This is a genomic window from Phascolarctobacterium succinatutens YIT 12067, assembly GCF_000188175.1.
GTDB lineage: Bacteria > Bacillota > Negativicutes > Acidaminococcales > Acidaminococcaceae > Phascolarctobacterium_A > Phascolarctobacterium_A succinatutens.
The window spans coordinates 1-23968 of the sequence record NZ_GL830934.1; the positions used below are offsets into that span (position 1 = coordinate 1).

The following is a 23968-nucleotide window of genomic DNA, read 5'->3' on the forward strand; positions in this document are numbered from 1 at the left end:
TTAAAATATTCTGAAAAACGGTTTAAAATGTTGCTTAAGTCACACATAAGTTGATATTTTTAGGATAATATTAAGACAACGGGAATGTAGAAATAAACTGTGATAAGTTATATTTATACATTACGTAAAAATTTATAAAAGGAGGAAACTGTTATGTCACCTGCTATTAAGTGTTTGATTCTGTTAGCTGTGGTTGCATTATTTTTCATTACCGAACTTATTCCATTAGCAATCACTGCTACTGCCGGTGCTATCGCCTGCGGTCTGTTGGGGTTATTGCCTGCTAAGCAAGTTTTTAGCGGCTTATCCAATTCTACCGTAGTATTGTTTGCCGGCATGTTTGTCGTAGGTGCAGCGATGTTTTACACCGGTTTGGCACAGTCCATAGGTAACAAAGTTGTACACCTGTGCGGAACCGGTGAAAACAGCCTGATGTTTGGTCTGATGATTGTCGGCACTGCACTGTCTTCCGTGCTCTCCAACACCGGTACTGCGGCCTGCTTGCTGCCTGTAGCATTAGGCATCTGCTCCGCAGCGAAGATTCCTGCTTCCCGTCAGTTAATGCCGTTGGCATTTGCCTGCGGTTGGGGCGGTATCATCACCATGGTAGGTACTCCGCCTAACATCATTGCAACCGGCGCTCTGACTGCTGCCGGCCTGCCGAGCTTTGGCTTCTTCGAATTTGCCTGGATCGGTATTCCGGTATCCATTGCCGGCATGCTGTACATGATGTTTATCGGTAAACACCTGCTGCCGAAGGTTGAGCTTGATGCTGACCAGGATATTGAGCAGGAAATCGAAGCTACCAGCACTGACAGCAAAAAACAGATTATCTCCGGTGCTATCCTGATTGCCGTTGTTCTGGTAATGGCTCTCGATATCAAAGGCGTAACTCTGGAAATGGCTGCTATTATCGGCGCGCTGATTTGCGTACTGACCGGCTGCTTAACCGAAAAACAGGCTTATGCTTCCATTGACTGGGTAACCATCTTCCTGTTCGCAGGTATGATGCCTGTATCCACCGCTATGGATAAAACCGGCGCCGGCAAGCTCATTGCTGAATGGACTGTTGGTCTGATGGGCGGCGATCCGTCTCCGATGGTTGTAACTGCTGTACTGTTTGCACTCTCCTGCATCCTGACTCAGTTCATGTCCAACACCGCGTCCGCAGCTCTTCTGTGCCCGATTGGTGTAGCAATTGCTAAGCAGCTCAACGCTGACCCGAAGGCTGTTATCATGGCAATCGCTGTTGCAGCATCCTGCGCATTCGCAACTCCGGTAGGTACCCCTCCGAATACTCTGGTTCTTGGCCCCGGCGGCTACAAATTCATGGACTATGTTAAAGCAGGTACCGGTCTGGTTATCGTATGCTTCGTCGTATCCCTGATTGTAATTCCTATCGTATGGCCGTTCTTCCCGGGCAAGTGAGTTGAATGTAATATTTTGACAAATTAGTACTTACTTTACTTAAAAAACTAAAGAAAGTAGTAAAAATGCCGTGCGATATTGCATGGCATTTTTGCTTTAATAAAAATGAGAGAGTTGGGTAAAATACAGTTGATAAAAGGGATTTTGAAATATATGCAGTTAATTCTAAAAGAAAGAAATAACGCCTAGGGATTTATGATAGCGTGGTCATATATGGAATATGAAGAGCTGGTGCTAAAAAATGTGTTGCTTGCGCAACAGAAGCGCAGAAAAAATGCTGTTATTATAAATTCAACAAAGCAAATAACAATACTTAATAAAGTAAAAAAGATTGCTTTGACATGTACTTTCACAAAGCTATAATTAAAGTTATATATAATGTCCAGATGACATTTTATATAAAATTTTTTTACAAAGGAGGAACTTAAAATGTCCCCTGCAATTAAGTGTTTAATCCTCTTGGCAGTAGTTGCGTTATTCTTCGTAACCGAACTCATTCCTTTGGCAATTACTGCAACCGCTGGCGCTATTGCGTGCGGCCTGTTAGGCCTGATTCCTGCTAAACAAGTATTTAGCGGCTTGTCTAACTCCACCGTTGTCCTGTTCGCCGGCATGTTCGTTGTTGGTGCAGCAATGTTCTACACCGGTTTAGCTCAGGCTATCGGTAACAAAGTAGTTCATCTGTGCGGCACTGGTGAAAACAGCCTGATGTTTGGTCTGATGGTTGTTGGCACCGTACTTTCTTCCGTGCTTTCCAACACCGGTACTGCAGCTTGCCTGTTGCCTGTAGCATTAGGTATCTGTTCTGCAGCTAAGATTCCTGCTTCCCGTCAGTTAATGCCTTTGGCATTTGCCTGCGGTTGGGGCGGTATCATCACCATGGTTGGTACACCGCCTAACATCATTGCAACTGGTGCAATGACCGCTGCCGGTCTCCCTGCATTCGGCTTCTTCGAATTCGCATGGATCGGTATTCCTGTATCTATTGCCGGTATGCTGTACATGATGTTCATCGGCAAACATCTGCTCCCGAAGGTTGAGCTTGATGCTGATCAGGAGATCGAACAGGAAATCGAAGCTAACAGCACCGATTCCAAGAAAATGGTCATCTCCGGTATTATCCTGCTGGCAGTTGTTATCGTAATGGCACTGGGTATCAAAGGCGTAACCCTTGAGATGGCTGCTATCATCGGCGCTCTGGTTTGCGTACTGACCGGTTGCTTGACTGAAAAACAAGCTTATGCTTCTATCGACTGGGTAACCATCTTCCTGTTCGCAGGTATGATGCCTGTATCCACCGCTATGGATAAAACTGGCGCTGGCAAACTCATCGCTGAATGGACCGTTAGCCTGATGGGCGGCTCTCCTTCTCCGTTGGTTGTAACCGGTGTACTGTTCATCCTGTCCTGCGGTCTGACTCAGTTCATGTCCAACACCGCATCCGCAGCTCTGCTGTGCCCGATCGGTATTGCAATCTCCAAACAATTAGGCGCTGACCCGAAGGCAGTTCTGATGGCTATCGCTGTTGCAGCATCCTGCGCATTCGCAACTCCGGTAGGTACTCCTCCGAACACCCTGGTACTTGGCCCTGGCGGATACAAATTCATGGACTATGTAAAAGCTGGTACCGGTCTGGTTCTGGTAGCTTTCGTAGTATCCCTGGTTGTTATTCCGATGGTTTGGCCGTTCTTCCCCGGCAAATAATTACAGTCTGACGAATAAAGCACCATGTGCTTCGTCACAAATACCTTGACGTACTAGGAGTACGCCGGCGGCATCTGTTCCTCGCCTCTGGCACTTTCTCGCCAGCCTAGTGATTGGAACAAAAGACGAATAAAGCACCATATGCTTCGTCACAAATGCAAATCAATCCCCGTCGCGAAAGTGACGGGGATTTTTGTTTGCCTAAAAAATTTAAGTTTCGATATATGGGGCTGATACACATAAAAAAGCACAGAGGTTTGCTGTTAAAAAATCAGCTTCTCTGCGCTTTGTTTTTTATTTCTTGATTTCTACGTCTACCTCGAATAAACGCTTCCAAGGGAAGGAGAGGGTGAATTTAGTGCCTCTTGTTATAGAATAGCTGTTGGCCATGCTTTGGCAGTCGGCAGTAATCTGCTGCAGGATGTTTTTTTCTTCTGTAGCAAGATCATATTTCAAATCCTCACGGTTATGCTTTTCTAGCTCGTTGGAAATGCTGCGGCGGGCATTGCTCTGGTAAAACCAATCGTCGATAAGGCGTTGGCGCAGCAATCTGCTGCGTGCTTCGCTGCTCATATCGCGTGCGATAAGCCCTTGGGCGATGGCATAGCCTACGGCGTTGTCAGCTGTATTCCAGCCATTGTAGGCTGCTAACGGCTGCAGGTTGATGCTGTTGGCCAGCAGGCTCATAAAGCCGTTGTCAGCACCGTTGGAATAGCTGATATCGGCCAGGGAAACATTGCGCCCGGAACGGAGCAGCTGCCCCAGGATTCCAACAAAATTTTTGTTGCCGGCAGATGCGAAGGGCTGATTGTCGTCTGCTGTGGAATCCTTGACGATACCGTCCTGCGGCGTATTGAGTGCCAAAATAAGGTCAGCGTTGTCCGCAGATTGTGCCTGTACTGCACCGGCAGCGATAATCTGCTGCGGTACGCTGTCCTGCAAGCGAGCATCGCTGTACTGGGGCAGGGTGGAGGCTCCGGCTCCTACGCTGTACAGGGGATAGACGGAAGGTTTGGTGCCGTTGGCCTCGTTGTAGGCACGGGCGATTAAAAGCAGTCCGAGCTGATCAACTCCGTCCAAAATCTGAAAGCAGTCCCTGCTCATATCAAAGGTGCTGAGGCTGATTTTGCGTCCTTCCATGTGCGTAGCGGAAAGAGTAGCATTGTCATCCTTGCCGATGGCAAAATAATGAAATTTGCCGTTGCGGGCCATGCGTGTAAGCTCCTGGTTAACAAGCAAATTTTTTTCACGTCGCTCCAACCAGTCGCCCAATTCAGCTTTTTTCATGTTGCGTTCCAGTGCCTGCATAGTCAGCTTTTCTGCAGGCGACAGCTTACCCTGGTCCTGTTTGTCAAGCAGCTGGCTGTAGGCAAAGATACTTGGGCCTATGGTGCTGTAGTATGGCGGTTCTACACGTCCTTTGCTGGCACGCGGGGTGCGCATAATCGTCGAAAAAGCATAAAGCTTTATCGGCAGGGTAGTTTTCAGCTTGTAAAGATGATTAACGCGCTTTTGCAGCTCCTCTTGGCTTACGTTGTGTGTGCGCGAGCCGACAAGGCCGCCGTAAACAAGGCTGTCTGTGCTGATAACTGCGGCATCGGCCTTGGGAGCCTTGTGCTCCAGCCAGTCCCAGATAGCTTCGGGATTACCGTTTTTTTCGTTAGTGGCAATATATTTTTCAGGCGGCAGAATAATTTTACAGTTTGCTGCCTCCATTGTCTGCTTTACATAGGCGGAGCAGACAGGTCTGTTGTCTAATGGTACATAGAGAATAGTCAGGCGTTTGGCCTGGACGGAAACCGGCATCAGTAAAGCAGCTGTGCATATGGCTGCTGCCAGCTTATGGCGCCGAAATGTGAATTTTGCCATGCGTACGCCTCCTTGATTATTAACAGTTCTGGATATATACGTTTTATAAAGGTTAATATACATGCACAAAGGACTCGTTATTTGGCATGTTTACAAGTAGAAGAATTTATTTTCTTATTATACTATGAAATAAAAGTTTTTTCCAGTGGAAGCTTGACAAGCATTGCCGGTGTGCTATAATAAACTGGTAAATGAAAATAGTAACAGTAATGCGAAGGAATTGCCGTCGTGGATGGTTCTACAGAAAATGCTGCCGTGGCTGAGAGCAGCAGGAAGGAAACGAAGGGCGCACCGCCTTCAAACTGACTGCGGAACGCGCAAGCAAGTATGCCAGTCCGTATTACCGGCGTTAACGGTACCGAGTGGGCATATGTTACTACATATGTCAATGAGGGTGGAACCGCGGATAACTCCGTCCCTTTGGTGTGGGACCGGGGTTTATTTTTTTGCCCGGACTGCACTGTTTACGATACATTATGTTAGGAGGAAACAAAAATGTCTGAGGAAAACAAATTTAGCTTTGAAAACAAGGAATACCGCCAAACCTATTGGCATACCTGCTCCCATGTGCTGGCGCAGGCTATGAAGAGACTTCATCCGGATGTTAAGCTGGCCATTGGTCCGAGCATTGACAACGGTTTCTATTATGATTTCGATACTCCGGCTCCGTTCACTCCGGAGGATCTTGCTGCACTGGAAGGCGAAATGCGTAAAATCTGCAAAGAAAAGCTGAAATTAGAGCGCTTTGAGCTGCCGCGTGCAGAGGCTGTAAAATTCATGGAAGAAAAAGAAGAACCTTATAAAGTTGAACTGATTAACGACCTGCCTGAGGATGCTGTTATCAGCTTCTACAAACAAGGCGACTTCACTGACCTTTGTGCAGGCCCGCATCTTGATTCCACCGGCCGTATTAAAGGCAACGCTATTAAACTGACCTCCGCTACCGGCGCTTACTGGCGTGGCGATTCTAACCGCAAGATGCTGCAACGTATCTATGGTATTGCTTTCCCGAAGAAGGAAGAGCTGGATGCATATCTGGAACAGCAGGCAGAGGCTTTGAAGCGTGACCATAACAAACTGGGCCGTGATCTGGAATACTTCACTACTGTTGATTATATCGGCCAAGGTCTGCCTATCCTGCTGCCGAAAGGTGCACGTGTAATCCAACTGCTGCAACGTTGGGTTGAGGATGTGGAACAAAAACGCGGCTATCTGCTGACCAAGACTCCACTGATGGCAAAACGCGACCTGTACCGCATTTCCGGTCACTGGGATCATTATCTTGACGGCATGTTCATCTTGGGCGACCCGCATGACGAAACTAAAGAATGCTTCGCTCTGCGTCCTATGACCTGCCCGTTCCAATATCAGGTTTTCCTGAACCGTCAGCGTTCCTATCGTGAGCTGCCGATGCGCTTGGGCGAAACCTCTACTCTGTTCCGTAACGAGGACAGCGGCGAAATGCACGGTCTGATTCGTGTGCGTCAGTTCACTATTTCCGAAGGGCATCTGATTCTTCGTCCTGACCAACTGGAAGAAGAATTTAAGGGTTGCCTGGATCTGGCTAAATACTGCCTGGAAACTGTCGGCATGCTGGATAAATGCACCTTCCGCTTCAGCCAATGGAATCCTGCAAACCCGAACAACAAATATGAAGGTACCGCTGAGCAATGGGATCATGCACAGGCTGCTATGAAGAAAATCCTTGATGACCTTGGTGTTAACTATGAGGTTGGCTTTGACGAGGCTGCTTTCTACGGTCCGAAGCTGGATATCCAGTTCCACAATGTATTTGGCAAAGAAGATACCATCGTTACTATTCAGATTGATATGCTGCTGGCAGAAAAATTTGGTATGTACTACGTTGATGAGAATGGCGAGAAGAAGCTGCCGTATATCATTCACCGTACTTCCCTGGGCTGCTACGAGCGTACTCTGGCATACCTCATCGAAACCTATGCAGGCGCACTGCCGACCTGGATGGCTCCGGAGCAGGTTCGTTTCCTGCCGGTAACCGATCGTGCTGTTGACTACTGCTATGAGCTGGCTCATAAGCTGGAGGCTAACGGCTATCGTGCAACTGTTGATGCACGCAATGAAAAAATCGGCAAGAAGATCCGTGAAGGTCAGCTGGAAAAAATCCCGTACATGCTGGTTGTCGGCGATCGCGATATGGAAAACAATACCGTTTCTCCGCGTAACCGTACCGAAGGCGATATGGGCGCTATGAGCTTCGAAGCATTTGAAGCAATCCTGAAGGATGTAGTTGATTCTAAGGCTAAAAAATAATATTTTCGGCTTCTGCTGAGATAAAAGAGCGAAGGCTGTTCTGTTAAAAGAGCAGTCTTCGTTTTTTAATTCTCAGGGTATTTGGGACTTTAGCATTGTAAATCTTGTGAGATTGGTCTTGAACATTTAAACAAGCCTCCGATATACTATTATACGAAGTTATATCAGAGGCTTGTTTTATTTAAGCGTATATAGAGAAAATGCGCTTGTACTGTATTTTATTTTGTTTTGACACCCGTATCTGTCCATACCTGCAGTTCTACTTCAAATATTCTGGCCCAAGGGAGCTTGGTACCGACGCTGAGGTCGCGCAGATAATAGCTATGGCCGTTTTGTTGGTAGAAGGGTGTGCGTCCCAAATTATCGTGCAGCAGCTTATATGCCTGCAGGCTGAGCTTTCCCTGGATATATTGCTCTGTTTTCGTTTTATCTTCGCTGGCCAGCTCTACGGGATTTATACCAAAGGCTTCCAATTTTTGTCGCAGTTTGGGATGCACCAGCTTTTGGTAATAATAATCTTCGAGGATACGTTCTGCCGTAAAGTTCAGGTTGGCAGCATAGAGTGCTGCCAACCGCTCGGTGTCCGCGCCTGCTGTCTGCAGCTGACGCAGGCGGCCGCAGAAAAGCAGTCCCTGTGCCAAAGCTGTGCCTGACGAATTGCTGAAGGTGTTCCAGGCGGCGTAGGCGGCGAGCTTATTGATTTGCACATTATTTGCCAAAAGCTGCGGCAGCATCAGCTCTTCTGCTTCAAAGTTGGCGCTGCTGTCGATGAGTGCAACCTTATAGCCCTTGTCCAGCATTTGCTGCAGCTCTTGTGCCTGCTTGGCAGACGGACGGAAATCGTCGTTACCGCAGTTAACATAGCAGATGAGGTCTGCACTATCCGGCGTGCTTGCTTCTGAAGCTCCCATGAGCTTCAACTGGTTGCGCAGCGCTGCACCGACGCAGACAGCCATATAGGGCATATCCGCACCTTCTGCTTTGGGAGAAGTATAATGCAGGTAAACCTTGGGCTGCCAGCTGCTTTGCTGCAGATAGTAGCGCGTGAGCAGCAGAGAGGCTATTTCATCAGCACCGTAGGTGAGCTGTGCCTGCTGCTGCAGTTTTTGGGCAGCGATGCTGCTTTGAATCTTGACGGCACTGGCGTGCGGCAGTCCGATGGGTGAAGCATCGTCCTGTCCGAAGGTTATTTGTCTGTCGTCCGTGGCAAGCTGAAGCAGGCCCAGGTTAAAGCGGTCGCTCTGCTGATAACGGCTGCGATATTTGTCCAGAACCTTGGCGGGAATTTTAGCTTCTGTGCGGCGCAGCTCCTGCGTGAGGGCGAAGCTGCCGGTGATGCGCACCATGTCGGCAAGCTGGGAATAGCGCATCAGCTGATATTGATACCAACGGTCCGGCAAAAGCTGGTCGCTGACGAGCAGACGTGGAATAACGGAGAAGATTGCCTGTTGCTTTGCCGGAGAAAGCTGCTGCAGATGCTTTAGCAGCGCATCCTCCTCTGTCGGGGTGGCGGTGTTCATGCGGGCGGCCAGCAGACCGCCGTGCAGCAGATTATCGGCAGAAATGATGCTGTAATCGTATTTGGACTGGTTTATCTGCAGCCATTGTAAAAGTTTTTGTCTGTCAGACGGCGTCCGGTAGTTGTCAAGACAGGCTTTTGGCGGTAAAATTACATTTAGGCCTGCAAGTGCGCCCAGCTTTTGCACCATGGTGCTGCAGACGGGGCGGCTGTCCAGCGGCAGCAGCAAAATGCTTTGCGTTGGCGTCGGCTGCGGCAGCCTGAGCGGAGTGCTTGAAGGCAGCGCAAGGCGTAAGCAGATGCCTGATATCAGCAGTATGGAGCAAATCATGAAGATTATTTTGCTTGAATTGCGCATAAGGGTGTCCTTTGAAAGAAAATGTAGAGAATATTTAAGATTAATTTCCCCTTCCGTCAGCTCATTACATTCGCTGACACCTTCCCCGGTGGGGCAGGCGAGAAAGTGATTGCGAAAGCTGACTGCTTGCCTTCCCCTACGGGGAAGGTGCCGAACGAAGTGAGGCGAAAGGGGGCGAAATGCCATCTTACCCCAATTATAACACAGAGGAGCAGTATATGAGAATAATTACCGGCAAGGCCCGCGGCCTGCAGCTGACTGTACCGAAAACATACGATGTACGGCCGACTGCGGACAGGGTTAAGGAATCCGTTTTTAATATTATAGGCAGTAAGATTATCGGCGCTGAGGTGCTGGACCTTTTTGCGGGTACAGGTAACCTGGGGCTGGAAAGCTGGAGCCGTGGTGCTGCAGCTGTTACATTTATTGACGCGAGCAAGGAATCGCTGCGACTGGTGCGCAGCAATATTGTCAAGTGCCGTGCTGAGGCTGACTGCAGGGTGCTGCAGGGAAGCGCTCCGGCAGTTGCGGAAAGACTGGCGGCAGCAGGGGAGCTGTTTGACTTTGCTTTTTGCGACCCGCCGTACAATAAGGGCTGGATTGAGCAGATAATTGCGCTTCTGGGCAAAAAGTCGTTTTTGCGCCCGGGAGGCTATCTGGTTGTGGAGCGCAGCGCGCATAACGCACTGCCGGAGCTGCCGGCAGGCTGCGAGCTGGTACGCAGCAGCCGTTACGGTGAGACAATAGTGGATTTTATTTGTTATAATATGTTATAATATATAGTATTTTGGAGAATAAAAAGGATTCTCGGCTTTTATGTCGAATAAAATACAAGATATAATATGGGAATTTCTTTGGTCATTTTTTTGATTAAGGATAGATTAGGAGGTCTGGCTATGCGCAGAGCAGTTTGTCCAGGAAGCTTTGATCCTGTTACCAAGGGTCATATTGATATTTTTGAAAGAGCAAGTGCGATGTTTGATGAGCTGATTATCAGTGTTTTTCATAATCCCGGTAAGGATAAGGCCATGTTTTCCATGGAAGAGCGTGTGGAAATGCTTAAGGAAGCAACCAAGCATATTCCTAATGTAAGAGTAACCTGTTTTTCCGGATTGCTGAACGAATTCTGCAAAAAGGAAGAGGCTCCTTTTATCGTCAGAGGCTTGCGTGCTTTTACCGATTTCGAATATGAATTCCAAAGAGCATTGCTTTTGAAAAAAATCGATAATGATCTGGAAACAGTTTTTATTATGACCAATGCCAAATATTCCTTCGTCAGCTCCTCCGGTGTGCGCGAGCTGGCAACCTTTGGCGGTCAGCTGAAGGATTTGGTACCTGAATGTATTGAAGAACGCGTACGCAAGCATGTTTACAAAAAGTTTGAATAGATTTTAGAGGGGTTGATATCATGATTGAACGCAACAAAACTAACGTAGCACTTGATGGACTTTTTGAGCAATTTCTTAATTTGATATCCGAGGCAAGACGTGTTCCTTTGGTAGATAAGATTATGGTTGATGAAAATGATCTGCTGAATATTATCGACGATCTCAAGGAAGCAATTCCGCGCGAAATCAAAAGCGCTAACCAGGTATTGGAGGAGCAGAAGAATATTGTCAACAAGGCTTATGCCGATGCTGACCGTATAGTGCAGCAGGCCAAGGATGAGGCTGAGCGCATTGTCAGCGTTGCCAAGGCTGAGGCTGATGCCAAGGTACAGCAGGAGGAAATTGTTAAGCAGGCTAATGCTGCGGCAGAAGATATCAAAGCCAATGCGCTGCGCTATCAGGAGGAAACTAAGACTGCTGCCGATGACTATGCTTTGCAGGTAAAGCAGGATTCCCTGCAATATGCAGAGGATATGCTGGCTTATCTGAGCGGTAATCTGTCCAGTGCTTTGAAAGGCCTGGAAGAAAACAAAGTAAACGTAGAAAATGAGATGAAGAATCTTAAGCTTCCGGCAGTTGCTGAGGAGGCTCCCGTACAGGAAGCTCCCGAGGAAGAATAAGAGCAATATAAAAGCTGTAACAACGAGCGTTATGCAAACGCGCCTGCGTTACAGCTTTTTTGTTGCCTTACAGCAGATTTCGCCGGTATAGGCTGATATTATATTTTGCTGCGGATATAGACGGGTGCCTGATAAAAGTCATTGCCGCTGCGGTTGAGTGCTGCATCTTTCTGCAGCAGGGACCACAGGTCGGTAGCGGTTACTTCTGCTGACAGTTGTGTTCTGTAAGCGGCGTTGTCGTTGTACAGTGCGTTTTTACCAAGCTTGTTGATGATTGGCAATTGAGCGTTTGTTTTCATCTTGTGCAGCAGCTGACGGCCGGTGTTGTTGAAGGCCAGCACGCGCAGATAGGCCGGGACTTGCTGCTGCCATACTGCTTTCGGGCGGTCTAAAATTATTTGCAGCAGCAGGCGGCGAATACGGCTGGCAGTGTAGCGCTTGCTGCTGCAGGCAGCGAGCGCTGCCTGCAGGCTTGTGCAGTCAGCGGCCTTGCTGAGCAGGTTTTCGATACCTTCGCTGGCCTCGCAGCGCTCTGCTAGCTGCTGTGGCGTGAGCAGACGCAGGCGATATTTCAGCAGCTGCCACAAAAGCTGTGCGTCATAGCCTCCGGCCGCAAGAGCTGCGTGCATATAGTCCGGCACAGCCTGCTGCCAGCTTTCGTTACCGTCCGCCATTGCCCGGCGGATGGCGCTGGCGCTGGCTATACTGTTGCCGATAGCGGTGGAGTTATAGCCCTCGTCCGTGCGCTGCAGATAAAGCGGTTGAATGTCTGCGGCAGTTTGCAACAGTGCCTTGGTATATTCCAAGGCCAAAATGTCATTGGGAGTGCGGAAGGCTGTATTCGCGCCTAAAATTTTTTCCCAGGCCTGCGCATAGCTTAAGCCGCTTTGCAGCAGCTCGCGCAGCCTTGCTTGCGCTTCAGCGCTGCAGGCAAGGCGTGCTGCGGCCACAAAATCACTTTGCGGGTGTTCTGTGCCGCAGGCAAGCGTGTTGACGCAGCCTGTGGCTGCTAAAAGCTGCACAGCGCCCTTGGCAAAGAATTCGGCACTGCGCAGTGTAAAGACGCAGGGGAGCTCCAGCACCAAATCGGCACCGCCCTGTACTGCGCAGGAGGCGCGCTTCCATTTGCTTAAAACGGCAGGCTCGCCGCGCTGCATAAAGCTTCCGCTCATGACGACGATTAGCGGTTGCTGCGTCAGTCGCTTTGTTTCCTGTATATGATATAGATGACCGTTGTGAAAGGGATTATATTCGGCAATAATGCCAGTGGCCTGCATATTTTTTACCTCGCATGATTTTATCTCTGTGAATATTATAACATAGGCTGGGAATTGAGAAAATATTTCTGTTCAATTGGCCGCAAATAGTGTATACTAATAGTGTATTGGTATTTAAGACTCGATTTAATTTTGGCGTTGACCGGGAGGCTTATTGTGATTGTTTTCGTAGTAAATTGTGGCAGCTCCTCCATCAAATATCAGCTGATAAACATGGAAGGCGAGCGTGTCATGGCCAAAGGCCTGATTGAACGCATCGGTATGGAAGGTTCCACACTGAAGCATACGCCGGCAGGCAAATATACAATTGATTTAAAAGAGGAAATTCCCGACCATAAGGTTGGTATCCGTATGGCGATTAAGGCGCTGACCAGCAAGGAATACGGCGTTATCAAAGACATGTCCGAGATTGATGCCGTAGGTCACCGTGTTGTGCACGGCGGCGAGCGCTTTACCGACAGCGTACTGATTACCAGTGACGTATTGCGCGGTATCGAGGCCTGCTGTGAGATTGCACCTCTGCATAATCCGCCTAACCTGTACGGCATTAATGCCTGCATGGAAATTATGCGCGGTACACCGCAGGTAGCTGTTTTTGATACGGCCTTTCATCAGACGATGCCGAAGGTTGCATACCTTTACGGCCTGCCCTATGAAATGTATGTCAAATACGGTGTACGTCGTTATGGTTTTCACGGCACTTCACATAAATATGTGGCTCTGCGTGCTGCGGAGCTGATGCAGGAGCATATGAATGATTTGCGTATCATCAGCTGCCATTTGGGCAACGGTGCCAGCATCGCGGCAATCAAATACGGCAAATCTATTGATACGAGCATGGGCTATACACCGCTTGAGGGCCTGATTATGGGCACACGCAGCGGCGAGATTGACCCGGCAATTATTCCGTTCCTGATGGAAAAGGAAAATATGAATGCGCAGCAGATTGATGATTACCTGAACCGCCGTAGCGGTATTCTCGGTATCAGCGGTCTGTCCAGCGATTTCCGCGATCTGGAAAGCGCTGCTAACCGCGGCGATGATCGCAGCCAGCTGGCAATCGATGTTTTTGCCTACAAGGTAAAAAAATATATCGGAGGTTATGTAGCGGCAATGGGCGGTGTAGATGCTATTGTCTTTACCGCAGGCCTGGGCGAGAACTCTCCCTTTATGCGTGATAAAATCTGCAACGGTCTGGAATATCTCGGTACGCGCATTGATCCGGACCTCAACCAGGTACGCGGCAAAGAGCGCGAAATCAGCGTACGCCGTGCGCGTGTAAAAATTTTTGTTATCCCGACAAACGAGGAACTGGTTATTGCCCGCGATACATATAACATCTGCCGCAGAATCATTAAGCTGTAGGCATTTGCATGAGGTTATAGTAACTGATAACAGTTTTTATCCGTACAAAGCATTTTTACTTGACAAAGAGCGGTAATACCGCTATAATTGTAACGATTGGTGAAATATGATTAAAATAAATGTCGCAGAAATCAAGAAAAGACTAGTCGGTGAAAAGACTCTTGCTTATGAGCTTTCGCCTGCTGAACTGGAAATAACACCTGAAGAGCTTGTTATTGACAGTACAGTAAATTTGGAAGGCACTATGAGCAATGCTGGTGATGTATTATTACTGCAGGCTGTAATGACTGCTAAGGTACAACGTACCTGCGGACGTTGCCTGAAGAATTTTACAGGTGTAGCCAGGGCAGAAGTTGTCGAGAAGTTTTATCCGGCAAGTGCTGAACATATTGAAAATGATGCTTTTGTCTACGATTCGGACGTTATTGACATAACGGAACCGCTTCGTGAAGGGCTGCTGCTTGCAGAGCCCATGCAGGCTCTGTGTAAGCCAGACTGCCGGGGACTTTGTCCCGTTTGTGGCGCTGATCTTAATGATGGTGACTGCGGATGCGACAGGTCCACTGTAGATCCGAGGCTGGCGGCATTAAAGCAATTCATCAAAAATTAAATTCACTTCATAGCACTGAGGAGGTGTATTGAGAAATGGCAGTACCTAAGAGAAAAATGTCCAAAGCCCGTCGTGACAGACGTCGTGCTAACTGGAAACTGAGCGTTCCTGGCATGGTTGAATGCCCGCAATGTCATGAAATGAAAATGCCGCATCGCGTTTGCCCTGAATGCGGTTACTACAATGGCAAACAAGTCATTGCTAAAGCTGAATAATTTTAAGCTGTTTATAAGGCCTTCGGAATTTTTCCGGAGGCTTTTTACATGGTACGGTAAAATCTCCGATTTCACGGATAGTTAATTATGTAATTAAAGAAATTGGCGAAATGTAAGGGATATCACAAATTTTTTGCTAAAAAGCCCTTGCCAAAAACCTGCGATGCTCTTATAATAAAAACAGATATTATGAGCTGGTACTAAAAAGCAGGTGAGGCAATGACTTCTTCTAAAAAATTAATACGTCACAGAAGCTTGAAGAAGCTGCTTAGGGATAATCCCTTCAGCACTGATGAGCAACTGGCAAAAATGCTGGATGTCAGCGTACAGACAATTCGTCTGGATCGTGTTGCTCTGGGAATTCCTGAGCTGCGTGCCAGAACTCGTACTATGGCAGAGGAAGCTCAGACCAAGCTGCGTGCCATTGATAAAAAAGATATCGTGGGCGAGCTGCTGGATCTGGAACTGAACAAAATCGGCATCTCAACGCTGAAGATTACACCGGATATGGTGCTTGAGCGTACCGGAATCGCACGCGGTTATTATATGTTCGCCACGGCCAATACTTTGGCTCTGGCAGTTGTAGATGCGGAATATGCACTGACTGCTGTAGGTAATGTCAAGTATAAGCTGCCTGTCAATGCAGGAGCTGTGCTTGTAGCCCGTGCAGTGGTTACGCACCGCCGCATGGATAAATATTATATTTTTGTTTCCGTGAAAAACAATAACGAAGAGGTTTTTCGCGCTAAGTTCATTATTGTTTCTTTGGATAACAGAACTAAGCATGAGGGGGAGCAGGAAGCATGAAAATCGCCGTAGATGTTATGGGTACCGATTATGGTCCCAAGGAGCTTGTTTTAGGCGCAGTCAACGCTGTTAAAGAGTATGGCTGCGAAACTGTTTTGGTTGGCGATGAAAAAATAATCCGTGAGCTGCTGGTAAAATACGGTGCGGATAAAAATCCGAAGATTACTATTCATCATGCCAGCGAGGTAATTGCGATGGACGAGCATCCTGCAATTGCGGTTAAGTCCAAAAAGGACGCTTCTATCGTAGTTGCGGCAGGATTGCTGAGAAACAATGAATGTGATGCCCTTGTTTCCTCCGGCAGCACCGGTGCTGCCGTTGCCTCAGCGCTTTTTTGCGTAGGCCGCATCAGGGGTGTGGAAAGACCTGCTATTGCAACGCCGATTCCCAGCCTGAAGGGTACGACTGTAGTGCTTGACAGCGGCGCCAAGGTAGACGCCAAACCTGAGCATATGGTACAGAGTGCTATCATGGGTACGGTGTACGCAGAAAAAATTTTAAAAATTTCTCAGCCGAAGGTAGGACTTTTGAACATCGGTGAAGAAGAAACTAAGGGTAATGAACAAGCACTGGCAACCTACCCTCTTTTAAAGGATACTCGGACGATAAACTTTATCGGCAATGTTGAAGGTCGTGACATCAACAAAGGCACGGTAGACGTAGTTGTCTGTGACGGCTTCGTCGGCAATGTCGTGCTGAAGTTCGGTGAAGGTCTGGCAAAGGCTATTATGACGCTTATCAAGGAAGCGATTATGAACGGCGGCATTCTGGCAAAGCTGGGCGGACTGTTAATCAAGCCTGCACTGAAGGGGCTGAAGAAACGTCTTGATCCAGCCGAATACGGCGGAGCTTTGCTGTTAGGCATCCGCGCGCCTTTTATTATCTGCCACGGCAGCTCCAAGGCCAAGGCAATTACCAATGCTATTCATGTAGCTATGGACTTTGCCGAGCAGGATGTTGTAAGTATCATCAAAGATAAGATTGCGGAATCAAAAGAAATGAGGAATTAGATAAATGACAAGAGCTGTTGGTATTTTAGGTTTAGGACATTATGTTCCTGAGAAGATTATCACTAATACAGACATGGAGAAAATTGTTGAGACCAGTGACGAATGGATTACTGAGCGCACCGGCATCAAGCAGCGTCACATCGCTGCTCCGGAAGAAGCAACCTCCGATCTGGCGTACAATGCTGCTGTAGAAGCACTGAAGGACGCTGGTGTTGATCCGGAAGAGCTGGACCTCGTTATTGTAGGCACTGCTTCCTCCGACTATATTTTCCCGTCTACTGCGTGCCTGGTACAGGCTCGTCTGGGTGCTAAAAACGCAGCTGCCTTTGACCTGGCTGCAGGCTGCAGCGGTTTTGTTTACAGCTTGGCCGTAGCAAGCCAGATGGTCAAGAGCGGTCTGTATAACAAGATTCTGATTATCGGTGCGGAAACTCTGAGCCGCATCATGAACTGGACCGACCGTAACACCTGCGTTCTCTTCGGTGATGGCGCCGGTGCTGCTGTAGTTGGCGAGGTTGAAGAAGGCTATGGTGTATTAGGCATTGATATGGGTGCTGACGGCAACGGCGGCAAGTTCCTGCTGCAACCGGCAGGCGGCAGCCGTAATCCGGCAAGCGAAGAAACCGTTGCTGCAAAAGACCACACCATTCATATGAACGGTCAGGAGGTTTTCAAATTCGCTATTCAGATTATGGGCAAGACTGCAAAGCGTGCTCTTGCTAAGGCGAATATGAAGCCGGAAGAGCTGGATATGCTGTTCCCGCATCAGGCTAACTACCGCATCATCACCTCCGCTGCTAAGCGTCTGAAGATGCCGATGGATAAGGTTTGGGTAAACGTAGACAAATACGCTAATACCTCTGCTGCATCTATTCCTATCGCTCTGTGCGAGGCTCAAAAGGCCGGCGCTCTGAAAAAAGGCGACAACATTATTCTTGACGGCTTTGGCGCAGGTTTGACCTGGGCAGCTATTGTTCTCAAATGGAGTAAATAATCCAAACGATAAGGGCCCATCTACTTCGTAATGGCTCCTAGGAGTAGCAGTAATACGCCGTCGTCGCCATTACTCGTATCTAAACCCTTCTCGTTTGTCTTGGTAGTATTTGATTATTATCGAAAGTTAATTATTATCGAAAGAGAGGTAATTTACACGATGAGTAAAATCGCATTCGTATTCCCCGGCCAAGGTTCTCAGACCGTTGGCATGTGCAAAGCTTTTTATGATGAATATCCTGTTGTAAAACAGATTTTTGAAGAGGCTGATGACGCTCTTGGCTATTCCATCAGCAAAATGTGCTTCGAAGGTCCTGCTGAAGACCTGAAGCTGACCGCTAACACCCAGCCTGCTATTCTGACTGCCAGCACTGCCTGTGCAGCAGTTCTGAAGGAGCATGGCGTAAGCTGCGATATCGCTGCAGGCCACAGCCTGGGCGAATACAGCGCACTGGTAAACACCGGCGCTCTGAAATTTGCTGACGCTGTACGCATTGTTAACAAACGCGGCCAGTTCATGCAAGAGGCTGTTCCCGTAGGCGAAGGCAGCATGGCTGCTATCCTGGGTCTGGACAGCGACAAAATCGTAGAAATCTGCCGCAGCGTAGAAGCTGAATCCGGCGAAGCAGTTCAAGCAGTAAACTTCAACTGCCCCGGTCAGGTTGTTATCGCAGGCGCAGTTAATCCTGTAAATAAAGCTATCGAAGCTCTGAAGGCTGCCGGTGCAAAACGCGCAGTTCTGCTGCCTGTAAGTGCTCCTTTCCACAGCACTCTGATGCAGCCCGCTGCCGACCGTCTGGCTGAGGTTCTGGCTCCGATTGAAATCAAAGATATCACCGTACCTGTTGTTGCTAACGTAACCGCTCAGGAAGTTACCAGCGGCGAAGAAATCAAAAAGCTGCTCGTTAAACAAGCTGCTATGCCTGTTCTCTGGGAAACCAGCGTACGCAACATGGTTGCAGGCGGCGTAGACATTTTTGTTGAGGTTGGCCCCGGCAAGGTTCTGACCGGCTTCACCAAGAAGATTGCCAAAGGTATGATGGCTCTGAACGTAGAAGACGCTGCAAGTCTGGAAAAAACCTTAGCTGAGCTGAATAAATAATTCACCAAGCTGAACTGTCCGCTTCGTGGTTCCCCTATATGTACATGCAGTATGTATTTGTGAAGAATAAAAGACAGTTGATGAATTGAAGGATAAGGAGAACTCAAAATGAAATTAGAAGGTAAAAAAGCCCTCGTAACCGGCGCTTCCCGTGGTATCGGCCGTGCAATCGCACTGGCTCTCGCTGCAGAAGGTGCTGATGTTGTTGTAAACTACGCAGGCAGTGAAGCTGCCGCTAAAGAGGTTGCTGCAGAAATCGAAGCTATGGGCCGCAAGGCTTTCGTAGTACAGGCAGACATTTCCTCCAACGAAGCTGCTACTGCTATGGTAGACGAAGTTGTAAAAGAATTCGGCCGCATTGATATCCTCATAAACAACGCAGGCATTACCCGCGATGGTCTGCTGATGCGTATGAAAGAAGAGGATTGGGACGCAGTTCTGACCACCAACCTGAAGGGTGTGTTCAACTGCACCAAGGCTGCTATCAAATACATGATGAAACAAAAAGCCGGCAAAATTGTCAGCATCAGCTCTGTCGTTGGTCTGATGGGCAATGCTGGACAGGCTAACTACGCTGCTGCTAAGGCCGGCGTAATCGGTTTTACCAAATCCGTAGCGAAGGAAGTAGCTGCTCGCGGTATTAACGTGAACGCTGTTGCTCCCGGATTTATTAAAACTGATATGACCAGTGTACTTTCCGACAAAGTTGTTGAAGGTATGCTGACTTCCATACCCTTACACAAATTGGGTGAAACTACTGATATTGCCAAGGCTGTTGTCTTCCTTGTGAGCGATGACGCCAATTATATTACCGGACAGACTTTACATGTTGACGGTGGTATGGTAATGTAATAGGGGGCCCGTTTGGGAGACCTGCAACTTTACCTATTGGAAGGAGGTGAATCGTAATGAGCACTTTCGACAAAGTAAGAGACATCACTGTTGAACAACTGAGCGTTGACGCTGACGAAGTAAAGATGGAATCCGCTTTCATCGATGATCTCGGCGCTGACTCCCTCGATATCGTTGAGCTGATCATGGCTTTCGAAGAGGAATTCGGTGTTGAAATCCCTGATGAAAAAGCTGAAAAAATCCGCACTGTAGCTGACGCTGTTAAACTGCTGGATGAAGAAAAATAATGCTTTACCTGCTTATGTTTAGGGAACCCCTTGTGGGTTCCCGGACACAAGCTACTCTACTTTAGTCCTGAAATGGGGGATATTTGTTGAAACTACCAGTGCTGAAAATCGGTAAGCTTGTTGCTGAAGTACCGATTATACAAGGAGGCATGGCTATCAGGCTGTCTACAGCCCGTTTGGCAGCTGCTGTAGCTAAAGAAGGCGGTATAGGACTTATCGCAGCGTCCGGCATGAGCTTTGACGAACTGCGTACAGAAATACGTCTGGCAAGAAAACTTACAGGTGGCAAAGGTATTATCGGTATTAATGCAATGTTTGCGGCAAGAGAGTTTTTAGGTCTGATTACTACCGCTGCACAAGAGAAAATAGATTTAATCGTAGCCGGCGCCGGTTTTTCAAGAGATATTTTTGCCGTCGGACGTAAATATGGTGTCGAAGTAGTACCGATTGTTTCTTCTGTAAAACTGGCTAAGATTTCTGAGAAGCTGGGAGCTTCTGCTATCGTTGTCGAAGGCACCGAAGCAGGCGGTCACTTGGGAACCCAGCAATCTATTAAAGAGATACTTCCGGAGATTGTTAAATCCGTTAATATACCTGTTATTGCTGCCGGCGGCGCTGTCTGCGGCAGTGATGTTGCCGAGCTTTTGAAGCTGGGCGCAAGCGGTGTGCAGATGGGCAGCAGATTTGCTGCCAGTGAGGAATCCAACGGCGCACCTGCTTTAAAAGAATTCTATCTTAAAATGACTAAAGAAGATGTTGTGCAGATTGATAGCCCTGTAGGCTATAAGGGACGTGCTATCCGCAATCCCTTTGCACAGTTATCTTTAGAAAATAAAGCTCCTAAACCCACCACCTGCGATTTGTGCTTAAAGCACTGCACCCACAGCTTCTGTATTATCAGAGCGCTGACACGTGCGCAGCAGGGTGACGTAGAAACCGGTCTTGTTTTCACCGGTGCCAATATGTGGAAAATCAAGGAAATCCTGCCTGTAAAAGAAATCTTCAGGCGTATAAAGGATGAAATTTCAAAAATTTGATTATGAGGTGAACTATTTTGAGTAAAAGAAGAGTTGTAGTAACTGGCGTTGGCCCTGTAACTCCTATCGGTATCGGCAAGGATACCTTCTGGAATAACCTGGTTGCCGGTAAATCCGGTATCGGCCCTATCAGTCAGTTTGACACTACTGATTTCACAGTAAAGATTGCCGGTGAGGTTAAGGATTTTGATTACACTGCTTTCATCGATAAAAAAGAAGGCAAGCGTATGGACCGTGTAACCCACTTTGCAGTTGCTGCTGCTAAGCTGGCTATCGAAGATGCTAAGCTGGATATGAGCAAGGAAAATCCTCTGCGCTGCGGCGTTTGCGTTGGCAGCGGTATCGGCGGCATCCACACCTTCCTGGAGCAATCCCTGAAGCTGGGTTCCAAAGGCCCGTCCAAAATCAGCCCGTTCTTCATTCCGATGGAAATTCCGAACATGTCTGCAGGCCAGATTGCTATTGCAACCGGTCTGAAAGGTCCTAACACCGCTATCGTAACTGCATGTGCTACCGGCACCAACTGCATCGGCGACGCTCTGCGCACCATTCAATACGGTGATGCTGACGTAATGCTGGCAGGCGGCACCGAAGCTGCAGTTTCTCCGATTGCTATCGCAGGCTTTGCTAACATGAAGGCTCTGTCCACCAACAATGAAAACCCTGAAGCAGCATCCTGCCCGTTTGATAAAAAGCGTGATGGCTTTGTAATGGGTGAAGGCGCAGGCGTTCTGGTTCTCGAAGAGCTGGAGCATGCTAAGGCTCGTGGCGCACACATCTATGCTGAGCTGGCCGGCTTTGCTATGAACTGCGACGCATACCACATCACCGCTCCGGACCCGACCGGCGAAACTCCGGCAGCCTGCATCGCTGCAGCAGTTGCTGACGCTGGCGTAAAACCGGAAGAGGTTGACTACATCAACGCTCATGGTACTTCTACCCATCGTAATGACCTGGGCGAAACCATTGCCTTCAAGAAGGTATTTGGCGAGCATGCTTACGAACTGTGCATCAGCTCCAACAAATCCATGATCGGCCATCTGCTGGGCGCTGCCGGCGGTGTAGAAGCTATTGCTACCGTTATGACTATCGAAAACGATATCATTCCGCCGACCATCAACTACCAGGATAAGGATTTGGACGATCCGGAAGGTCCGTTGGATCTGGATTATGTACCGAACGAAGCTCGTAAGAAAGTTGTTAATGTTGCACTGAGCGACAACCTGGGCTTTGGTGGTCACAACGCTTCTATCGTATTCAAAAAATACGTTGATTAATAAGCAGGATTGATTAAAATGCAGGAAAAACGTACACAGCAGCTGCAGAGCTTCTGCCAGGGGCTGGGTATCCATATGCATGATTTAGAGCTTCTTGACATGGCTCTGACCCATACATCTTATGCCCATGAAGCTAAGCAGTATCCTAAACCGCATCATAATGAGCGGATTGAGTTTTTGGGTGATTCCGTGCTCAGCGTTATCGTGAGCACCTACATGTATAAGAACTTTCCTGATTTGGCTGAAGGCCAGCTCACCAAGCTGCGTGCTTATCTGGTTTGCGAAGGCTCTCTGTATGAATATGCCAAAAAGATTCATCTGGGTGACTATCTGCAGCTGGGCAAGGGCGAGGAGCTGAGCGGAGGACGCGAGCGCCCCTCCATCCTGGCTGATGCTTTTGAATCTGTTTTGGGTGCCATCTACCTAGATCAGGGCTTTGAGGTCGTACAGGCCTACCTGTTGGGCATGATGCAGTCGGAAATAGATTTCATCTGTCGCCATGGTATCTTTAATGATTACAAGACACGTTTGCAGGAGTATCTGCAGCGTGACGGCGATGCAGATATTCATTATGTTCTTTTAGGCAGCACCGGTCCGGAGCATAACAAGGTATTTACCTCTCAGGTAATGTTGGGGAATACTGTTATAGGCGAGGGCAGCGGTCGTACTAAAAAAGATTCGGAGCAGCATGCTGCTAAGCAGGCGCTGGCACAGCTGCATGTAAAGAATCAGGAATAACATTACAATATCGGCCTACGGTAGCAATACCGTAGGTCTTTTATTTTGCCTGCAGGCAGCTTTACGGGCTTCATAGCGCACAAAAAAATCCCCTCTTCCTGTTCGGAAAGAGGGGATTGCAGTATATGGCTTAGTGTTGTTTTTCGTAGGGCTGGTTCATCAAAGCTTCGTCATCGAAGTAGTTGATTCGCATTGCCTCGCGTACGTCATGCAGAGTTGCAGCAGCAGCAGCTTCAGCTTCCCTGCTGCCTGCACGCAGGATTTCATAAACCTCAGGGATGCGTTGCTCCCAATAGTGACGGCGCTCACGGATGGGCTCCAGCACGTCCTGCAGCACGTTGTTGAGGAACTTCTTAACCTTTACGTCACCCAGACCACCGCGTTGGTAGTGAGCCTTCAGCTCGTCCAGGTTAGCATAGTCCGGCAGAAATTTGGCAAAGTGCTCTTCAGTGCTGAAAGCGTCCAGATAGGTGAAAACAGTATTGCCTTCAATCTTACCGGGATCCTCTACGCGTACATGGTCAGGATCGGTGTACATGGACATAACCTTCTTTTTGATATCCTCCGGTTCATCGGAAAGATAAATGCAGTTGCCCAGGGATTTGCTCATCTTAGCCTTGCCGTCAATGCCGGGCAGACGCAGGCAGGCATCATTTTGCGGCAGCATGATATCCGGGTCAACCAGAGTTTCGCCGTACACGGAATTGAACTTGTGCACGATTTCCTTGCATTGCTCCAGCATCGGCAGCTGGTCTTCGCCTACAGGCACTACAGTAGCGCGGAAAGCGGTAATATCTGCAGCCTGGCTGATAGGATAGCAGAAGAAGCCGGTAGGAATGCTTGCTTCAAAGTTACGCATTTTGATTTCGTTCTTAACGGTCGGGTTACGCTGTAGACGGGATACAGTAACCAGGTTCATATAGTAGAAGGTCAGCTCGGTCAGCTGCGGTACCATGGATTGAATGAAAAGGGTAGATTTAGCAGGATCAAGACCGCATGCCAGATAATCCAGTGCTACCTCGATGATGTTCTTACGTACCTTTTCCGGATGCTCAGCGTTGTCTGTAAGCGCCTGGGCATCAGCAATCATGATATATACCTTATCATATGCACCAGAATTTTGCAGCTGTACACGCTGGCGCAGAGAGCCTACATAGTGGCCTACATGCAGACGTCCGGTAGGACGGTCGCCGGTCAGGATAATTTTACTCATATTAGTCTTA

22 protein-coding genes are annotated in these 23968 nt (G+C 48.3%); 18 read left to right on the forward strand and 4 right to left on the reverse strand.

Going from position 1 to position 23968, the window contains the following annotated elements; translation table 11 throughout:
* Window positions 1–153 precede the first annotated feature (153 nt).
* Window positions 154–1428 (forward strand): SLC13 family permease, encoded by a 1275-nt coding sequence (locus HMPREF9443_RS09325; RefSeq protein WP_009146354.1) that lies wholly within the window; start codon window positions 154–156, stop codon window positions 1426–1428.
* Window positions 1429–1857: 429 nt separating this feature from the next.
* Window positions 1858–3132: an SLC13 family permease gene (locus HMPREF9443_RS09330; RefSeq protein ID WP_009146356.1), complete on the forward strand. Its 1275-nt coding sequence runs from the start codon at window positions 1858–1860 to the stop codon at window positions 3130–3132.
* Between the two features lie 294 nt (window positions 3133–3426).
* Here the strand turns inward: HMPREF9443_RS09330 and HMPREF9443_RS09335 are convergent, their stop codons facing one another.
* Complete coding sequence (locus HMPREF9443_RS09335) at window positions 3427–5001, reverse strand: DUF4127 family protein (protein WP_040565446.1); 1575 nt, start codon at window positions 4999–5001, stop codon at window positions 3427–3429.
* A gap of 495 nt (window positions 5002–5496) precedes the next feature.
* Between HMPREF9443_RS09335 and thrS the strand changes: the two genes are divergently transcribed.
* Window positions 5497–7290 (forward strand): threonine--tRNA ligase, encoded by a 1794-nt coding sequence (thrS, locus tag HMPREF9443_RS09340; RefSeq protein ID WP_009146358.1) that lies wholly within the window; start codon window positions 5497–5499, stop codon window positions 7288–7290.
* A gap of 218 nt (window positions 7291–7508) precedes the next feature.
* Here thrS and HMPREF9443_RS09345 read toward each other — a convergent pair whose 3' ends face one another.
* Window positions 7509–9140, reverse strand: coding sequence for a DUF4127 family protein (locus HMPREF9443_RS09345; protein ID WP_187363725.1), 1632 nt, complete (start codon window positions 9138–9140; stop codon window positions 7509–7511).
* A 245-nt stretch (window positions 9141–9385) separates the two neighbouring features.
* Here HMPREF9443_RS09345 and rsmD point away from each other — a divergent pair, with 245 nt between their 5' ends.
* The 3 genes from rsmD (at window position 9386) to HMPREF9443_RS09360 (ending at window position 11175) form a co-directional block, all read left to right on the forward strand.
* Window positions 9386–9943 (forward strand): 16S rRNA (guanine(966)-N(2))-methyltransferase RsmD, encoded by a 558-nt coding sequence (gene rsmD / locus HMPREF9443_RS09350; RefSeq protein ID WP_040565450.1) that lies wholly within the window; start codon window positions 9386–9388, stop codon window positions 9941–9943.
* A gap of 120 nt (window positions 9944–10063) precedes the next feature.
* The gene (gene coaD / locus HMPREF9443_RS09355) at window positions 10064–10555 is read left to right on the forward strand and encodes a pantetheine-phosphate adenylyltransferase (RefSeq protein ID WP_040565452.1); all 492 of its coding nucleotides are present in this window, start codon (window positions 10064–10066) and stop codon (window positions 10553–10555) included.
* Between the two features lie 20 nt (window positions 10556–10575).
* Window positions 10576–11175, forward strand: coding sequence for an ATP synthase subunit B family protein (locus HMPREF9443_RS09360; protein ID WP_009146363.1), 600 nt, complete (start codon window positions 10576–10578; stop codon window positions 11173–11175).
* 98 nt (window positions 11176–11273) lie between these two features.
* Here the strand turns inward: HMPREF9443_RS09360 and HMPREF9443_RS09365 are convergent, their stop codons facing one another.
* On the reverse strand, window positions 11274–12452 hold the full coding sequence (locus HMPREF9443_RS09365) for a nucleotidyltransferase (protein WP_009146364.1): 1179 nt from the start codon (window positions 12450–12452) through the stop codon (window positions 11274–11276).
* 156 nt (window positions 12453–12608) lie between these two features.
* On the opposite strand from HMPREF9443_RS09365, the gene HMPREF9443_RS09370 reads away from it, so the two are divergent.
* The 12 genes from HMPREF9443_RS09370 to rnc all read left to right on the forward strand — a co-directional run bounded on the left by HMPREF9443_RS09370 (window position 12609) and on the right by rnc (window position 22745).
* The gene (locus tag HMPREF9443_RS09370) at window positions 12609–13817 is read left to right on the forward strand and encodes an acetate/propionate family kinase (RefSeq protein WP_040565453.1); all 1209 of its coding nucleotides are present in this window, start codon (window positions 12609–12611) and stop codon (window positions 13815–13817) included.
* A 106-nt stretch (window positions 13818–13923) separates the two neighbouring features.
* Complete coding sequence (locus HMPREF9443_RS09375) at window positions 13924–14427, forward strand: YceD family protein (protein WP_009146366.1); 504 nt, start codon at window positions 13924–13926, stop codon at window positions 14425–14427.
* 35 nt (window positions 14428–14462) lie between these two features.
* The gene (gene rpmF / locus HMPREF9443_RS09380; protein WP_021720064.1) at window positions 14463–14642 is read left to right on the forward strand and encodes a 50S ribosomal protein L32; all 180 of its coding nucleotides are present in this window, start codon (window positions 14463–14465) and stop codon (window positions 14640–14642) included.
* Between the two features lie 219 nt (window positions 14643–14861).
* Complete coding sequence (gene fapR / locus HMPREF9443_RS09385; RefSeq protein WP_009146367.1) at window positions 14862–15449, forward strand: transcription factor FapR; 588 nt, start codon at window positions 14862–14864, stop codon at window positions 15447–15449.
* Window positions 15446–16459, forward strand: coding sequence for a phosphate acyltransferase PlsX (gene plsX / locus HMPREF9443_RS09390; RefSeq protein WP_009146368.1), 1014 nt, complete (start codon window positions 15446–15448; stop codon window positions 16457–16459). Before fapR ends, plsX begins: the two co-directional genes overlap by 4 nt.
* A 4-nt stretch (window positions 16460–16463) precedes the next feature.
* A complete protein-coding gene (locus HMPREF9443_RS09395) occupies window positions 16464–17453 on the forward strand; it encodes a beta-ketoacyl-ACP synthase III (protein WP_009146369.1) in 990 nt (329 codons plus the stop codon).
* Window positions 17454–17612: 159 nt separating this feature from the next.
* Window positions 17613–18554 (forward strand): ACP S-malonyltransferase, encoded by a 942-nt coding sequence (gene fabD, locus HMPREF9443_RS09400; RefSeq protein WP_009146370.1) that lies wholly within the window; start codon window positions 17613–17615, stop codon window positions 18552–18554.
* A gap of 108 nt (window positions 18555–18662) precedes the next feature.
* Window positions 18663–19406, forward strand: a complete 744-nt coding sequence (fabG, locus tag HMPREF9443_RS09405; RefSeq protein ID WP_009146371.1) for a 3-oxoacyl-[acyl-carrier-protein] reductase — start codon at window positions 18663–18665, stop codon at window positions 19404–19406.
* A gap of 56 nt (window positions 19407–19462) precedes the next feature.
* Entirely contained in the window at window positions 19463–19693 is a 231-nt protein-coding gene (locus HMPREF9443_RS09410; RefSeq protein WP_009146372.1) for an acyl carrier protein, read from the forward strand.
* Window positions 19694–19779: 86 nt separating this feature from the next.
* Window positions 19780–20730, forward strand: coding sequence for an NAD(P)H-dependent flavin oxidoreductase (locus HMPREF9443_RS09415; RefSeq protein ID WP_040565456.1), 951 nt, complete (start codon window positions 19780–19782; stop codon window positions 20728–20730).
* 17 nt (window positions 20731–20747) lie between these two features.
* The gene (gene fabF, locus HMPREF9443_RS09420) at window positions 20748–22007 is read left to right on the forward strand and encodes a beta-ketoacyl-ACP synthase II (protein WP_009146374.1); all 1260 of its coding nucleotides are present in this window, start codon (window positions 20748–20750) and stop codon (window positions 22005–22007) included.
* Between the two features lie 18 nt (window positions 22008–22025).
* Window positions 22026–22745 carry a ribonuclease III gene (gene rnc / locus HMPREF9443_RS09425; protein WP_009146375.1) on the forward strand — a complete coding sequence of 240 codons (720 nt, stop codon included), beginning with the start codon at window positions 22026–22028 and terminating at the stop codon, window positions 22743–22745.
* Window positions 22746–22875: 130 nt separating this feature from the next.
* On the opposite strand, the gene trpS is transcribed toward rnc, so the two are convergent.
* Entirely contained in the window at window positions 22876–23958 is a 1083-nt protein-coding gene (gene trpS / locus HMPREF9443_RS09430) for a tryptophan--tRNA ligase (protein ID WP_040565458.1), read from the reverse strand.
* Between the last annotated feature and the right edge of the window lie 10 nt (window positions 23959–23968).